Raw genomic sequence first — 16,084 nt, forward strand, 5'->3', positions numbered from 1 at the left:
TCAGGCGATTTTTATTCAAAACTTGAACCCAAGGCCCAAAATTACAAATCCAAAAAGAGAATTTGACTTATGGCTAAAAGCTTGATTTATTCTGTAGTCACCAATAATTATGACAATATAAAACCCGTAAAACCCATTGAGGGATTTGATTTTTGGCTGTTTACTGATCAAGAGGATATGAAAGTAGAGGGATGGGAAACCAAGTTGATTCCCAAGTCCGATGATCCTATAAAACAGCAGCGAACTTATAAAATCAAGAGTTGTGAATTTACTGCTCCCTATGATTTGACTATCTATATGGACGGAAATATGGAGATCATCCAAAGTCCCAAGGAGTTTTTGGATAAGTATTATCGAGGGGGATTTTTGACTTGTAAACATCCAAAAAGATCTTCATTAAACGAAGAGGCCAAAGAGATTGTAAAGAGGAAAAAGGATTTTCCTGAAAATGTGGAGAGAGCATTAGGATATGCAAAAGAAGTGGGCTATAAGGATGACTTGGGGTTGTTTGAAAACATGGTTTTAGTAAGAGATAAATCTCCGGCAGTTAAGGCTTTGGAGGACAAATGGGCAGAAATTCTTTCCAAATATTCTCATAGAGATCAATTGAGTTTACCAATTGCTTCATTTCTCACCAAGGTGCCGGTTCATACACTCCTAAGAGAAGATTTGTTTAAGTATATAAAGAGAAACCGAGGTCATCATATTTCTCTGAAATTTCGAAATAAGGGGAAAGGTCCTTCCACTAAGCGGAATTTTTTCAAGTGGCTAGGCTTAAAAAAGTAAGGTCAATTCACTGTATTTATTTCTTTATTTTTTTGCAACTGATTAGTTTTTGTTTATGTGTTGATAGGAAAATCCAAATAAAAATTTGCATTAATAAAATATCTCAGTAAATTTATTTCGGTGATTAAACAACTTTTGTCAGTTATTCTTTAAAAAAACAGAGGGTAATTCCTTTATTTTCGATTTATAAGTTTTAAAAAATCCGGATTAGCCATCCGGATTTTTCTTTTATTTTGAGCACTTATCTTCTAAAAACAATCGACCGTTGAGACTCCATTTAGCCCTTTTTTTTGCAGGTATCTTTTTTTTATCAGGAATGAAAGGTAATGCTCAGACATCGGAATATGATTCGAATTATGTCGAGGTCCATCCGGAGCTATTTGGCTTGAGGTTATATTTTTCAAAAAAGTATACAAATGTAGCTATCAATGTCCCTGATCAGGATAGGAGGCTGGTATTTCGTCCGAATTCAGGGAATAATTTAGGAGTAGGGTTTACCTATCAAAAATTCACTTTGAATATTGCCGGGCCACTTTCTTTTTTGAACCCAAATCGGCAAACGGATTTTCCGAAATATTGGGATCTTCAAGCCCATATGTATCCCAAGAAAATGATTATTGATTTTTTTGGGCAGTTTTATGATGGATTTATCCTAAGTAAGGATCAGTTACAAAATTCTGATCAAGATTACTTACGGGAAGATATCAAGCTTCGGAAATACGGTTTAAATGTGAATTACCTGTTTCATGGAGACAAGCTTTCTCTTCAAGCGGCTTTTAATCAATCCCATATTCAGAAAAAATCTGCCTTTTCTCCCTTTGTGGGATTTGAGGTGTATGGTGGAAAAGTAACAGGGGATTCATTGTTGATTCCTACCACGGAGCAGCTCGAATCTGTCAATTTTCAACGAGTCAATTATTTTCAATTTGGTCCAAAAGTGGGAGGAGCAGGAACTTTGGTATTTGGGAAAGGATTTTTCCTGACGGGTGTTGCAGGGATCAATTTAAGTTTGGGCTATGCAGAATGGCAGAATGGCTCAACCGAAGAAAAATGGGGTGCTTTCCCTACTTTTTTCCTAAGGGGATTCGCAGGATATAATTCCAGAAGGTTTTCGATAAATGCGAATTATGTGTGGAAAAATCTGGCACTTGTACAAGAGGAACCATTCGACCAGGCTATTAATACTGGCAATTACCGCATCAATTTCGTCTACAAATTTGGTGTCGGTAAGTCATTTGAAAAGAAATTTCAAAAATTCAATCCTATTCGTTTGATCAGTAAAGATTGATTGTTTTTGCCTTGGGCTTTCTTTGATTTCATTTAGCTTTGAATAATCAACGAAAACTACTAGCAACATGGACAATCGATTTGGTATCGCTGAATCTTTGGAAAGATTAGGAGTAAAATCCAAAAATTTAGGATCTTCTACCGGGGAATCTTGGTTGGATTCCGGAAAAGACTTTTTCTCTTCTGTCTCTCCAGTTGACGGCTCGATTATCGCACAGGTTCAGGAAACGAGTGCGGAGACCTATGAATCAGTTATTTCCACCGCACAAATGGCATTTGAAAAATGGCGCTTAGTGCCAGCTCCCAAAAGAGGAGAAATAGTTCGTGAAATTGGCAATGCCCTACGGGAAGTGAAGGCGGATTTGGGCAAGCTTGTTTCCTTTGAAATGGGGAAGTCCTACCAGGAAGGGTTGGGAGAAGTTCAGGAAATGATCGATATCTGTGATTTTGCTGTAGGTTTATCTCGACAACTTTATGGCCTAACCATGCCATCTGAGCGTCCAGGACATAGAATGTACGAACAATGGCATCCTTTGGGAATCGTAGGGATTATTTCTGCATTTAACTTTCCTGTTGCTGTCTGGTCTTGGAATGTTGCTTTGGCTTGGGTTTGTGGAGATGTGACTGTTTGGAAGCCTTCCGAAAAGGCTCCGCTTTCCGGAATTGCTTGCCAGCATATTGTCAGCCATATATTCAAAAAACATGGGATGCCAGAAGGTATTTCAAGCTTGATTGTTGGAGACTATAAAGTAGGAGAGCTGCTTTCTCATGATCCAAGAGTACCATTGGTTTCTGCTACCGGTTCTACCCGAATGGGTAAATTGGTGGGGAAAGCCGTTGGTGAACGATTAGGAAGAGCCCTTTTAGAATTAGGAGGGAATAACGCTATCATCATTACCGAAAATGCAGATTTGGATATGGCTATTCGTGGTGCACTTTTTGGAGCAGTAGGCACGGCAGGTCAGCGTTGTACCAGTACAAGAAGGTTGATTATTCATGAGAAAGTATATGATGAGGTAAAAAACAGGTTGGCTTCTGCTTACAGTAAATTAGTGATAGGAGACCCATTGGATGAGCGAAATCACGTTGGTCCTTTGATTGACAGAGCCGCTGTGGAGATGTATTTGAAAGCTATTGAAAAAGTGAAGGAAGAAGGGGGGAAGGCTGTGGTAGAAGGTGGAGTTTTAAGTGGAGCAGGTTATGAGTCCGGGTGTTATGTCAAACCGGCGATCTATGAGGCTGAAAATCATTTTGAAATTGTACAGCATGAGACCTTTGCCCCGATTTTATATTTGATCAAATACAAAACTTTCGCTGAAGCAATCGCTCTGCACAATGGCGTGCCTCAAGGACTTTCTTCTGCGATCATGACTACCAATATGCGTGAAGCAGAAACTTTCTTGTCCGTTGCAGGCTCTGATTGCGGAATTGCCAATGTGAATATTGGTACTTCAGGCGCAGAAATCGGAGGAGCATTTGGTGGTGAAAAAGAAACCGGAGGTGGTCGCGAGTCAGGTTCGGATGCTTGGAAGGCTTACATGCGAAGACAAACGAATACCATAAATTACTCTACAGAATTGCCATTGGCGCAAGGAATCAAATTTGATATTTAAAGAAGAAAAAATATTTAACTCATTTTCAATGGGTTGAAAAATTTGTTTTTCTTACTATTTGGTGATTCAAAAATTGCATTTACATTTGCAGTCCCATTTGGGAAGGAATTTGGGAGCTTAGCTCAGTTGGTTCAGAGCATCTGCCTTACAAGCAGAGGGTCGGGGGTTCGAATCCCTCAGCTCCCACTTCAATTTCCTCCCTACTTTAATGGGAGCTTAGCTCAGTTGGTTCAGAGCATCTGCCTTACAAGCAGAGGGTCGGGGGTTCGAATCCCTCAGCTCCCACATCAGCCTCAGAGGAATCTGGGGCTTTTTTATTCAATGGCTTGTTATTTTTATATACTTCATTCCGCCTCACTTGCTAAATTTTATTTGGGGCATACCTGTGATGATATACAAGAAAGGATGCGGAGACATCTTTCAGACCATCATGGTTTCACCTCTAAGTCAAAAGACTGGGAGTTGGTTTATTCAGAAGAATATGCTGATAAAAAAAGCAGCATATGCTAGAGAACGACAGGTCAAATCTTGGAAAAGCAAGAAAAAGATAGAGGAGCTAATTAATCAAAAAAGCTAGCTCAGTTGGTTCAGGGCATCCCGATACAATCGGGAGGGTCGGGGGTTCTCCCGATATGAATCGGGATCAGCTCCCACACCAGCCTCAGAGGAATCTGGGGCTTTTTTATTCAATGGCTTGTTATTTTTATATACTTCATTCCGCCTCACTTGCTAAATTTTATTTGGGGCATACCTGTGATGATATACAAGAAAGGATGTGGAGACATCTTTCAGACCATCATGGTTTCACCTCTAAGTCAAAAGATTGGGAGTTGGTTTATTCAGAAGAATACGCTGATAAAAAAGCAGCATATGCTAGAGAACGACAGGTAAAATCTTGGAAAAGCAAGAAAAAGATAGAGGAGCTAATTAATCAAAAAAGCTAGCTCAGTTGGTTCAGAGCATCCCGATACAATCGGGAGGGTCGGGGGTTCTCCCGATATGAATCGGGATCAGCTCCCACATCAGCCTCAGAGGAATCTGGGGCTTTTTTCATTTTTGACTACTCCAGATTTAGCATAAAGCCAGCTCTAAACCAGCGTCCTGGCATTTGGACCGTCCCGGCTTCGATGTAATCAGTATTTGTGATATTGGAGGCTTCTGCAAAAAAACCAATTTTTCCAGCTCGATTATAGTCAACTCGCATATCCAAAAGGAAATAGGGGTCTTGTCCCATTCGTTCGATATAACGCATTTTGGTATTCCATTCCAACTTATTTCCTAAGCCCAAAAGCACTCCGCCCAACAGCTGATTTTTAAGGGCGGTTAAAGCATACCTGGTTTCTGTTCCCGGTTGCTCAATCAAATCAGCATTGATGTAATTGTAGGAAAACATAGCCTCTTTGACAGAAAAAAGTCTAGATCCATTTGTCCACCGATATGTGAAGGCTAGTTCGATTCCATCAAAGTTCACTTGGTTAAAGTTTTGAGGTTGCCAAGGAGTGTCTGCGTCAGGTCGGGTCCATTCAATGAGATCATCCGTTTTCCGAATGAAGTATACTGCCTCTGCAAAAAATCTTCCTTCAATCCACTTTGCTCCAACTTCAAAATTTTGGGCTTCTTCAGGTAGAAGATTTTCATTACCAATGTTTGTTGGGCCGACGTAGAATAAATCTGTATAGGTTGGGATTCGAAAGCTTTTTCCCAAACTGGAATATAATCGAAGGGCTTTGGTTGCCTGGAATCCTGCTTCCAATCCTGGGAAGTGTTTCCATCCCCAGTCATCAAAATAATTGGAATAAATCCCTGCTCTGAAATCAATTCGATCTCCCAAAGGAATAAACTGTTCCAAAAATATTCCCCCAAGCGTTCGGTTTCTTTCGCCCAAATTGTTGCTTTCTAGTTTTTCTTCCCGGATTTCAGCTCCAAAACCAGTTTTTCCCCAACTAGACTCCAAGCTTCCGTTTAGTTCCAGAGCATAGGTGTTGGAAGTATGGTTGTTTTGATAGAATTCAGGTTCATTTCTTCTGAGTCGGTACTCATCATCATTTTTTCTCCAGTATGCTCGTGTATTTAAATAAAGGTTTCGATTGGAGAAAGTGTGGCTTATAGCTCCTAAGCTTGTCTGAATGTTTTCCCATTGGTCAGGGAAAGCGCTGGTATAAAAACCATTTGCTCCGAAAGTTCTATCGGTATAAGCAATCATTCCTCGGATAGAATGGTTTTTATTTAAATCCAATCCTCCTTCATAAAAAAGGTTGCTGACTTGATAATCTGAGTTATACCAATGTCCATTGGATTTATCCCGGGAAAGACTCAAGTTTTGCTTTAATGAACCTAAAGGAAGCGAACCGGCAAAGCTTAATCCCTGCATTCCAAAATCCCCTGCATAGCCTTGCAATCTCAAGCTACGTTGATCACTCAATTCAGTGATGACATTTACTGCTCCGGCATAGGCATTTTGCCCAAAAATCCTTGCTCCCGGGCCTTTTAAAACTTCAACTCTGTCAATATTGATAAGTGGAACAGGGATATTCATCATATGATGCCCTGTTTGAGGATCGGTAAGTTTGATCCCATTCAGAAGCATGAGGGTCTGATTGAACGAGCCTCCCCTAATTCCGATATCCGCTTGAACTCCTGTTACTCCCCGTTGGCGAACATCTACTCCGGGAACGAAAGAAAGGGCTTCTTGAAGGCTTCTACCGGGGGTAGTTTCCAGCTGAGGTTTGGTTACTACAGATATGTTTCGATTCTGTTTTGAGAAAGGAATTTGAAGTCTGTTTTCCTGAATAATGATTTCTTCCAGGTTTTGGGATACAGTATCCACTTGCCCCCAAGCATAGGCCGACGCCAACAATGCTGTGAAGGTCAAAAGTACTTTTCTCATAAAGATCAATGCGTAATAGTGGGGCAAAGTTGGAGTGTAAAAATTCCTTATCCAATTTTTAGATGGATGTAAAAAATGGTTAATGCTCTATGCACTTGTGTAAAATAGGCTTGATAATACTCTTCTTGTCCGTACTTTTAAGGAACAAACAAAAAATAGAAATATGATTAGAAAATTAGCTTTTGGACTGTTGTTTTCGATCAGTGTTGGGGTCGGTGCCAGTTTAGCCCAACAGGGTTTAGCAAATAATCAGGCAGATTTTGGTGAATTTATTGACCGTAAAGGGACCTACACCCGAACAGCTTCCGGCAAGCCAAGTGAGAATTACTGGCAAAATGAAGCTGATTATCAAATTGAAGTTACGCTAAATGAAGAGGAGCATGTTCTCAGTGGAAAAGTGACTATCGATTACACCAATAATAGCCCCGAGGAATTGGAGTTTGTTTGGCTTCAATTAGAGCAAAACCGATTTACCGAAGATTCCCGAGGAGCTTTGACTACGCCTATTCAAGGTTATCGCTACAACGGGGATGCTGATGGAGGTTTTGATATTTCTGCCGTTCAGGCCAAAGTCGGATCAAAGGGTTCGATTTCTTCCAAATACTTAATTAATGATACTCGTATGCAGGTTTGGTTTAATGAACCTATTCCGGCAAAAGGAGGGAAAGCCACCATTTCTATGAATTTCTCATTCAAAGTACCGGAGAAAGGGATGGACAGAATGGGAAGATTGAAAGTAGAAGACGGATGGATTTATGCTTTTGCCCAGTGGTATCCTAAAATGTCTGTATTCGATGACATTGAAGGATGGAATGTCGAACCTTATTTAGGAGCTGGTGAGTTCTACTTGGAATACGGTGATTTTGATTATAAAGTGACCGTTCCATACGACCACATTGTGGTAGGATCAGGTAAGTTGATGAACCCAAAAGAGGTTTTATCAAAAGAACTTCAGGATCGCTATGCAAAAGCTCAAGCGAGTGATGAAACGGTTTATTTGGTTTCTCCTGATGAAATCCAAAACACAGAACTTACCCGTCCTAAGCAGGAGGGAATGATCACTTGGCATTTCCAGATTGAAAATTCTCGTGATGTAGCTTTTGCTACTTCTAAAACATTTATTTGGGATGCGGCGAAAATCAATTTGCCTAGTGGTAAAACAATTCTGGCTCAATCAGTATATCCTAAAGAATCGGATGGGGAAGGAGCTTGGTCTAGATCTACAGAATACTCCAAAGCTTCCATCGAGCACTATTCGCAGATGTGGTTTGAATTTCCTTATGAGACTGCTACTAACGTAGCAGCAGATATTGGGGGAATGGAATATCCTGGCTTGAACTTCTGTAGGTATACTTCCAAAGGTGAAGGGCTTTGGGGAGTGACTGACCATGAATTTGGTCATAACTGGTTCCCGATGATTGTCGGAAACAATGAGCGCCGTTATGCTTGGATGGATGAAGGCTTCAATACCTTCATCAATCACTATAGTACCTTAGCTTTCAATGATGGGGAGTACTCTTCTAATCTGAATCAAACCCGACGATACAATAATTATTTCCTCAATGACAATCGAGAGGGAATTGATACCTATCCTGATGTGGCAAGAACCTCCAATTTGGGAATGGTTGCCTACATGAAGCCAGGAATTGGATTGATTATGCTACGGGAGTATATTTTAGGTCCTGAGCGTTTTGACAATGCTTTCCGATCCTATATCAAGACATGGGCTTATAAGCATCCACAGCCTTCTGATTTCTTTAATCACATGGAAAATGTGGCAGGAGAAAATCTTTCTTGGTTCTGGAAAGGCTGGTTCTTTGGAAACGGGAATATTGACCTAGCAATTAATGGAGTGGTTCCTTATGCGGGAAATTACGTGGTTGTTCTAGCAAATAAAGGTGATATCCCAATGCCGGTGTTATTGGAGATCGAGTTTGAAGACGGAAGCAAGGAGCGTCAAATGATTCCTGTAGAAATCTGGCAGCGAGGCGATACCTGGAATCACATGATTAAGACTGATAAAAAAGTTACCTCCGTTACTATTGACCCGGATAAAATACTTCCTGATATCAACTTAGGAAATGACCATTGGCCACAGCCTATTTACGACGAAGACTAAAATGAAAACCCGATCAAACTCCATTGATCGGGTTTTTTTATTAAAAATCATCGTTGATTTCCAGCCAATAACCATCCGGGTCTTGGATGTAAATTTGTCGCACCCCATCTGGTCTGGTCGTGATTTTTCCTTTTTCTCCCGGCCAGTCTTCAAATGGATAATTGGTTGACTTCAGCCTTGCTACAAAACTATCCATGTCTGCAATACTGAAACATAAATGGTTTGTCTTGGAGATTTCTTTAGGGACCTTATTAGCCTCGATTAAATGCAAGGCCGCACCTCCACCTATATCATACCATGCATGCAATCCATCTTTGAAGGGTTCTTCAATTTCTACCAGATTCAGGATTTTTTCATAAAACTCCATGCTTTCCTCCAGATTAGAAACATGGACTGCTATGTGATTGACTTTTATTTGTGCGGATAAGGTTTGGGATATCATAAGGATACAAACTGTGAAAATGAAATGCTTCATGTGATTTTGCTCGATTTTTAAACAAAGAAGGTACAGCTTTTTGCTAAAAATCTCCTTGAAATAAAACAAAAAAGCTGACCCGATTAAGAGTCAGCTTTCATGTAAAGTAGTATCTGTTTATTCTTCGTTCATGCGACTGAGGTCAGCAGCCATTGCGATTCGGTCTGCTTCATCGAAAAGCTTAATGGCTTGTTGGTAAACCTCATTGATGTCATTGATTACCATGTAAAAGGCATCATCGTCATACAATTGTCTACCCAAATGTGCTTTGATCAAAATTTTCAAATAGTCTTTGGACTGATTGAAGTCTTCTTGGTCAAACTTTACTTTATTTTTCTCTCCGATAGCAATCAAATCTCGTAGCATCGCATCGCTAACTTCATAGCTTCTGTAATATTCCTCAAGACTCATATCGGCAAAGTCATCTTTGTGTTTGTTGCTGAAGTCTAAAACAAACTCTCTTGAAGAATCTGAATTGAACAATCGAGTAACATACGCCGAGCTGTAGGTTGTATCTAAAGGAACAAAGTAATCTGGCATGATTCCTCCGCCACCATATACGATTCGGCCTTTCTTAGTCTCGTATTTTAGGCTATCGTTGAATTTGATGCTATCCGCTGAGAAAAATTCCCCATGTTCGTAGCGCTCAATCCAATCACGCTCGTAAGCTTCATAATTGGAGTCGTAAGGTTTTTGGATGGATCGTCCAGATGGAGTGTAATAGCGAGCAATGGTCAATCGGAGTTCTGCGCCATCAGATAGATCAATTGGCATTTGTACCAAACCTTTTCCAAAGGTTCGACGACCTACGATTAAGCCACGGTCATTATCCTGAATGGCTCCCGCCAAGATTTCAGATGCAGAGGCAGAACCCTCATTTACCAATACGATCACTGAACCATCTTCGAATAGTCCCGGACGGAAAGCGTAAGCCTTTTGACTATACTGTTGAACTTTTCCTTCTTGAGAAACAATCAAATCACGATCACCCAAGATTTCATCTGCGATGTTAATAGCGGCTCCCATGTACCCACCAGGATTGCCCTGAAGGTCAATGACTAGCTTTTTCATTCCCTGATTCTTCAAATCAGTGACAGCTTCCTGGAATTCATTATAGGTTGTGGCAGCAAATCGAGTGACTTTTATATAACCGATTTCATCATTGATCATGTAAGAAGCATTGATGCTGTATTGAGGAATCTTGTCACGGGTGATCTCATAAGTGATCAATTCAGGCTGATTTTTCCGTTTGATGTCGACAATCACTTTAGAACCTTTCGGTCCTCGAAGAAGGTCGAATACATCCCTGTTGGTAATTCCAATCCCTGCAACCGTCTCTCCATCCACATTAATAATTTGGTCTCCAGATTGGATGCCTAAAGCCTCAGATGGCCCTCCTGTCAAAGGGGCAACGACATAGATTGTATCGCGAATGATTCCAAACTCCACCCCGATACCATCAAATTCTCCATCAAGTTGAGATTGTGCTAAAGAAGCGTCCCTTGCAGGAATATAGCTGGAGTGAGGGTCAAGGTTTTCGAGCATTTTGGTGATCCCATATTCAACCAATTCGGTGGTATTGACACTGTCCACATAATCACGGTTGATGTAGGTCATAATCTCCTGCATTTTATACAAAGCTGCTCGGAGATCGTTCTGGTTTTTTTCAGGCTCTGCAAAAGTGGCTCCTATCCAAATACCCGCTGAAATTGCAAGGGCTAAAAAGATAGGAAGGCGAATTTGAGCTTTGGAATTTTTTGTATTACTCACAATGATTTGGTTTATAGGAAATTTAAACAGCTAGACAACTTAGATGAAAACCTGAGGCTTTCCCAGAAATTTTGGATGGGGCCTAGCTTTCTTTATACGAATGTAACGGATAAAGGTCTGTTTTTGTCTCCTGAATTCTGTTAAAAATAATTATTTTTGCCCAATGCAGGTTCCCCAAAATTTTAATAAAACCTCCGTGGCTGACCTAGTGTCCCACAATTATGTTTTTGCTTCGGTCCTGCATTACTTCGGGATCAGTTTTTACCAATATCCCACTGATTCTCTGGAGCAAGTTTGCAAGAAGCATCGGGTGAAGCCCAATCAGCTGATTTCTGAACTGGAATCCTGGGCTGCTCGAAAGGAACCGACACCGGAAGATCTTTACCTGAATCCAATTGAAGTTTTGGTGGCTTATTTGAAAAAGAAACACTATTACTTCGTTCGCCAAGAGCTTCCGTTTTTATCCAATATGATTTCTGGTGTTCAGGCCGAAAAAGGATTCGAGCAATTGATGGCAGATTTGAAAATCATGTTTCCGCTTTTTGTGGAGGATTTTATCCATCATATCCACGAAGAAGAAAGCCGTCTTTTCAAGCGAATTGAACTACTGCAGGATATTGAGGATGGTAACTTTGCTTTGCATGATGCCTTGACCATTCTGGAGAAGGACCCTGTTCGTCTTTTAGCTGATGAGCATGAGATCCATGACGATGAAATGGAAGGCATCCGAAAATTGACAAATAATTATTCCCTTTCGGATTCTGCTCCTTTGACGATGAAGGTACTTTTTCATGAGTTACAGAATTTTGAGCGAGAATTGTCCATTCATGCACAAATTGAAGATGAATTACTATTTCCCAAAGCGGTAGAGCTTGAGAAGGAAGTTCTTCGAATGATTCATCAAAAAATCCGTACCAACTAATGGCTAGAATTTTGGCGATTGACTTGGGCACCAAAAGGACCGGTCTGGCTGTTACTGATCCCATGCAGATCGTGGCAAATCCGCTTGAAACTATACCGACTGAAGATTTGTTGAACTTTCTGAAAAAGTACTTCGAAAAAGAAAACGTGGAGGATATCGTGCTTGGTCTCCCGAAGAATTTACAGGGAGAATCAACTGAAATGACCGAGAAAGTCTACCAATTGAAGGAAAAGCTCGCGAGCCTTTTCCCAGCAAAAAAGATTCATTTGGTGGATGAACGATTTACCTCCAAAATAGCCATGCAGTCTATGATTAGCATGGGAAGCAAGAAAAAAGACAGGCGTGAAAAATCCGGAAATCTGGATAAAATCAGTGCTACCATAATCTTACAATCCTTTCTGACACAACGATGATTTACCCAATCGTAGCCTACGGTAACCCCATATTGAAAAAAGAAGCTTTGGACATTCCTGAAGGAGAAAATATTCAGGAATTGATTGATTCCATGTTTGCTACCATGGATCGGGCAAATGGGGTTGGTCTTGCCGCTCCGCAGATTAATCAAGGAATTCGACTTTTTGTAATCGATAGCAGCTTGATGCTAGACGAGGAGGATCAAGAAAAAGGGATTCGTCGGGCTTTTATCAATCCAATTATCCTAGATGAATACGGTGATGATTACGGATTTGAAGAAGGTTGCTTAAGTATTCCCGATGTTAGGGCAGAAATTATTCGCCCGGAAAAATTGACCATCGAATACTACGATGAGAATTGGAATCTAAAAGAGGAGGAATTCTCAGGGATGACGGCCCGGGTAATTCAGCATGAGTATGATCATTTGGAAGGAATTCTCTTCATTGATTACCTAAATGGATTGAAAAAACGCCTGATCAAGTCCAAATTGATCGATATCAGTAAAGGAAAAGTTCCGACGGATTACCGCATGATTTATCCTCTTAAATGAGTCCAGCTTCAACCCTTCAAATTGCTCTAGTACAGACTGATCTATTTTGGAAAGATCGGGTTGCAAACTTGGCTATGCTGGAGGAGAAATTGTGGCAAATTCAGGGCCCGGTGGATTTGATTTTACTTCCGGAAATGTTTCCGACTGGATTTACCATGGATGTAAAAGAGGTCAGCGAGCCTATGAATCTCCATGTATCGAAGTGGATGCAGCAAATGGCAAAACAAAAAAAAGCTGTTGTTGCGGGAAGTGCTATTATTCAAGATTCAGGTCATTTTTATAATCGTATGTTTTGGGTAAGTCCTTCCGGAAAAATTGATTTTTATGATAAACGCCATCTTTTCCGGATGGCTGATGAGCATCAGTTTTTTTCGGCTGGGAATCAATTACCCATTTTTGAGATAAAAGGTTGGAAAATCTGTCCCCAGATTTGCTATGATCTTCGATTCCCCGTTTGGTCTAGGAATAAAATTCAGTCTGAGGGGCAATTGGCTTATGATCTAATTTTTTATATCGCCTCCTGGCCAGCAGCTCGAGCATCTGCTTGGGATGCTTTGCTTCCAGCCCGTGCAATCGAAAATCTAGCTTACTCCATTGGAGTAAATCGAGTAGGTACGGATGGCAATCAAATACCTTACAATGGGCATTCTGCTGCATATGACTTCAAGGGTGATTGCTTGCTCAATTTAGGTGAGGAAGAAAGTATTCAGGTTGTGAGCCTTGATTTTGGGAAATTAATGCAATACCGAGAAAAGTTTCCTGCGTGGAGAGATGGGGATTCATTTCATTTGGAATAAAGCTCATTCATAAGGTTTGATTTATTTGATTGGGATTTGAAACCCGTATAAATTCTGTATTTTAGCCCCGCAAAATTCATCCTGTCTTTCCATTTTTCTTCTTAGACCTATTTTCATGCTCTTTGTGGTTAGTGTCTTTGTTTGGATCCACAGGATTTCTTTCAATTTTCAGTTTTGATAATCATGAGTAATTCGACTCCAAAAATTCTTTACACCCTAACTGATGAGGCTCCAGCCTTAGCGACTTATTCATTTTTACCCATTGTGCAGGCTTTTACAAGCTCTGCTGGTATTGAGGTAGAAACGAGAGATATTTCTTTATCAGGAAGAATAATTGCCAACTTTCCGCAGTATTTGAAACCTGAGCAACAAATCTCTGATGCATTGGCTGAACTGGGTCAAATAGCAAAAACCCCAGAGGCAAATATTATCAAACTGCCAAATATTTCCGCATCTGTTCCTCAGTTGAAGGCTGCAATCAAAGAACTTCAAGGAAAAGGCTATGCGCTTCCGGATTATCCTGAAGAGCCAAAGACGGAGGAAGAAAAAGCGATCAAGGCTACTTACGATAAAATCAAAGGTTCTGCGGTGAATCCGGTTTTGAGAGAAGGAAACTCTGATCGGAGAGCTCCGCAGGCTGTAAAAGCTTACGCTAGAAAGCATCCTCATAGCATGGGGGCTTGGAGCCCTGAATCCAAAACGCAAGTGGCGAGTATGTCTTCCGGAGATTTTTACGGAAGCGAACAATCCTGTACCCTTCCACAGGAGGATGAGGTAAGCATTCTTTTGGAAGGAAAAGACGGAAGCAAAAAAGTATTGAAGGAGGGTTTGAAACTACAAAAAGGAGAGATCATCGATGCCTCCACTATGAGTATTTCTGCCTTGAGTGAATTCTTTCAAAAAGCCATAGCAGAAGCTAAAGAGGATGGGGTTTTGTTCTCTATTCACATGAAGGCAACGATGATGAAGGTGTCTGATCCTATCATTTTTGGCCATGCGGTAAAGGCTTTCTTTAAGCCTGTTTTCGATAAGTATCAGCAGGAATTGGAAAGCGTAGGAGCAGACCCAAACAACGGTTTCGGGGACGTGCTTGCTGCGATCGAAAAACTTGACGAGACTACTAAAGCCGCTATCCTACAAGATATCGAAACCTGCTTCGCTGAACGCCCCGATTTGGCAATGGTGAATTCAGATAAAGGGATTACAAATCTGCACGTGCCTTCTGATGTGATTATTGATGCATCCATGCCGGCAATGATCAGAAGTTCAGGTAAAATGTGGAATAAAGCCGGTAAACTACAAGATACCTTAGCGGTAATTCCTGACCGAAGCTATGCAGGTGTTTACCAAGCAACCATTGACTTCTGTAAGAAGCATGGTGCATTTGATCCAGCAACCATGGGTTCTGTGCCAAATGTTGGTTTGATGGCTCAAAAAGCGGAGGAATATGGTTCTCATGATAAAACCTTTGAAATTCCTTTTGCTGGCACTGTTAAGGTAGTGGATAAGGCTGGTGAGGTATTGATGTCACATGAAGTAGAGCAAGGAGATATCTGGAGAATGTGCCAGACTAAGGATGCTCCAGTTCAGGATTGGGTGAAATTGGCTGTTACCCGTGCTAAGCAATCTCAAACTCCGGCTGTTTTCTGGTTGGATCCTGAGCGGGCTCACGATGCCGAATTGATCAAAAAAGTGAATGAATACTTGCCTCAACATGATTTAGAAGGTGTTGAAATTCATGTTATGGATCCTGTCGAGGCGACCAATTTCTCTTTGGCTAGAATTAAAGAAGGGTTGGATACCATTTCGGTAACAGGTAATGTGCTTCGTGACTACTTAACCGACCTTTTCCCGATTTTAGAATTAGGAACTAGTGCCAAAATGCTTTCCATCGTTCCTTTGATGAATGGTGGAGGTCTTTTTGAAACAGGTGCCGGAGGTTCTGCACCAAAGCATGTGGAGCAATTTGTAACGGAAGGACACTTGAGATGGGATTCCCTGGGTGAGTTTTTGGCATTGGCTGTTTCCTTGGAGCACTTAGGTCGAATGTATGGAAATGAGCGGGCCATGTTGCTTGCAGAAACCTTGGATCAGGCTACCGGAAAATGGCTTGAAAACGACAAATCTCCAGCTCGCGTGGTTGGTAAATTGGACAATAGAGGTAGTCATTTTTATTTGGCATTGTACTGGGCCGAAGCTTTGGCAGCACAGAATAAAAATGCTGAGTTGAAAGAGAAATTCACTCCGGTAGCTGCTGCTTTATCGAGTCAGGCAGATGCAATTGAAGCTGAGTTAAATGGATCTCAAGGACATTCAGTTGACATCGGAGGTTACTATAGACCAAATGCTGAAAAAACGGCAAAAGCCATGCGGCCAAGTCATCTTTTCAATGAAATCATCAACAATTTGGCATAATTGAAAATTATAGCGAAAGTAAAAGCTGCGTAGAAAAACGCAGCTTTTT

14 protein-coding genes and 2 tRNA genes are annotated in these 16,084 nt (G+C 40.9%); 13 read left to right on the top strand and 3 right to left on the bottom strand.

Annotated elements, in window-relative coordinates; all coding sequences use genetic code 11:
* The first annotated feature begins 69 nt into the window (after positions 1-69).
* The 7 genes from E4S40_RS16695 (at position 70) to E4S40_RS16725 (ending at position 4,630) form a co-directional block, all read left to right on the top strand.
* Positions 70-786, top strand: a complete 717-nt coding sequence (locus E4S40_RS16695; RefSeq protein ID WP_135076978.1) for a hypothetical protein — start codon at positions 70-72, stop codon at positions 784-786.
* Between the two features lie 265 nt (positions 787-1,051).
* Positions 1,052-2,074, top strand: a complete 1,023-nt coding sequence (locus E4S40_RS16700) for a DUF4421 domain-containing protein (RefSeq protein ID WP_161971822.1) — start codon at positions 1,052-1,054, stop codon at positions 2,072-2,074.
* Positions 2,075-2,141: 67 nt separating this feature from the next.
* Positions 2,142-3,686 carry an L-piperidine-6-carboxylate dehydrogenase gene (gene amaB, locus E4S40_RS16705; RefSeq protein ID WP_135076984.1) on the top strand — a complete coding sequence of 515 codons (1,545 nt, stop codon included), beginning with the start codon at positions 2,142-2,144 and terminating at the stop codon, positions 3,684-3,686.
* Positions 3,687-3,797: 111 nt separating this feature from the next.
* Positions 3,798-3,872, top strand: a tRNA-Val gene (locus E4S40_RS16710).
* Positions 3,873-3,896: 24 nt separating this feature from the next.
* Positions 3,897-3,971, top strand: a tRNA-Val gene (locus E4S40_RS16715).
* 36 nt (positions 3,972-4,007) lie between these two features.
* Entirely contained in the window at positions 4,008-4,196 is a 189-nt protein-coding gene (locus tag E4S40_RS16720; RefSeq protein WP_237563215.1) for a GIY-YIG nuclease family protein, read from the top strand.
* A 179-nt stretch (positions 4,197-4,375) separates the two neighbouring features.
* Positions 4,376-4,630, top strand: a complete 255-nt coding sequence (locus E4S40_RS16725) for a GIY-YIG nuclease family protein (RefSeq protein ID WP_135076987.1) — start codon at positions 4,376-4,378, stop codon at positions 4,628-4,630.
* A 116-nt stretch (positions 4,631-4,746) separates the two neighbouring features.
* Here E4S40_RS16725 and E4S40_RS16730 read toward each other — a convergent pair whose 3' ends face one another.
* A complete protein-coding gene (locus tag E4S40_RS16730; RefSeq protein WP_135076990.1) occupies positions 4,747-6,573 on the bottom strand; it encodes a TonB-dependent receptor in 1,827 nt (608 codons plus the stop codon).
* A gap of 163 nt (positions 6,574-6,736) precedes the next feature.
* Between E4S40_RS16730 and E4S40_RS16735 the strand changes: the two genes are divergently transcribed.
* Positions 6,737-8,692, top strand: a complete 1,956-nt coding sequence (locus tag E4S40_RS16735; RefSeq protein ID WP_135076993.1) for a M1 family metallopeptidase — start codon at positions 6,737-6,739, stop codon at positions 8,690-8,692.
* A gap of 40 nt (positions 8,693-8,732) precedes the next feature.
* On the opposite strand, the gene E4S40_RS16740 is transcribed toward E4S40_RS16735, so the two are convergent.
* Both E4S40_RS16740 and E4S40_RS16745 read right to left on the bottom strand, forming a co-directional pair.
* Positions 8,733-9,167: a VOC family protein gene (locus tag E4S40_RS16740; protein WP_135076996.1), complete on the bottom strand. Its 435-nt coding sequence runs from the start codon at positions 9,165-9,167 to the stop codon at positions 8,733-8,735.
* A 117-nt stretch (positions 9,168-9,284) separates the two neighbouring features.
* Positions 9,285-10,937, bottom strand: a complete 1,653-nt coding sequence (locus E4S40_RS16745; RefSeq protein ID WP_135076999.1) for a S41 family peptidase — start codon at positions 10,935-10,937, stop codon at positions 9,285-9,287.
* A 163-nt stretch (positions 10,938-11,100) separates the two neighbouring features.
* Between E4S40_RS16745 and E4S40_RS16750 the strand changes: the two genes are divergently transcribed.
* From E4S40_RS16750 to E4S40_RS16770, 5 genes are all read left to right on the top strand, one after another.
* Positions 11,101-11,859, top strand: coding sequence for a hemerythrin domain-containing protein (locus E4S40_RS16750; protein ID WP_135077001.1), 759 nt, complete (start codon positions 11,101-11,103; stop codon positions 11,857-11,859).
* Complete coding sequence (gene ruvX, locus E4S40_RS16755; protein ID WP_135077004.1) at positions 11,859-12,272, top strand: Holliday junction resolvase RuvX; 414 nt, start codon at positions 11,859-11,861, stop codon at positions 12,270-12,272. The genes E4S40_RS16750 and ruvX overlap by 1 nt, the downstream gene beginning before the upstream one ends.
* Positions 12,269-12,823, top strand: a complete 555-nt coding sequence (gene def / locus E4S40_RS16760; protein ID WP_135077007.1) for a peptide deformylase — start codon at positions 12,269-12,271, stop codon at positions 12,821-12,823. Before ruvX ends, def begins: the two co-directional genes overlap by 4 nt.
* Positions 12,820-13,620, top strand: coding sequence for an amidohydrolase (locus E4S40_RS16765; RefSeq protein WP_135077010.1), 801 nt, complete (start codon positions 12,820-12,822; stop codon positions 13,618-13,620). Before def ends, E4S40_RS16765 begins: the two co-directional genes overlap by 4 nt.
* A 183-nt stretch (positions 13,621-13,803) precedes the next feature.
* On the top strand, positions 13,804-16,035 hold the full coding sequence (locus E4S40_RS16770; protein WP_135077013.1) for an NADP-dependent isocitrate dehydrogenase: 2,232 nt from the start codon (positions 13,804-13,806) through the stop codon (positions 16,033-16,035).
* Positions 16,036-16,084 lie beyond the last annotated feature (49 nt).

Source organism: Algoriphagus kandeliae, from assembly GCF_004571135.1.
GTDB classification, from domain to species: Bacteria; Bacteroidota; Bacteroidia; order Cytophagales; family Cyclobacteriaceae; genus Algoriphagus; species Algoriphagus kandeliae.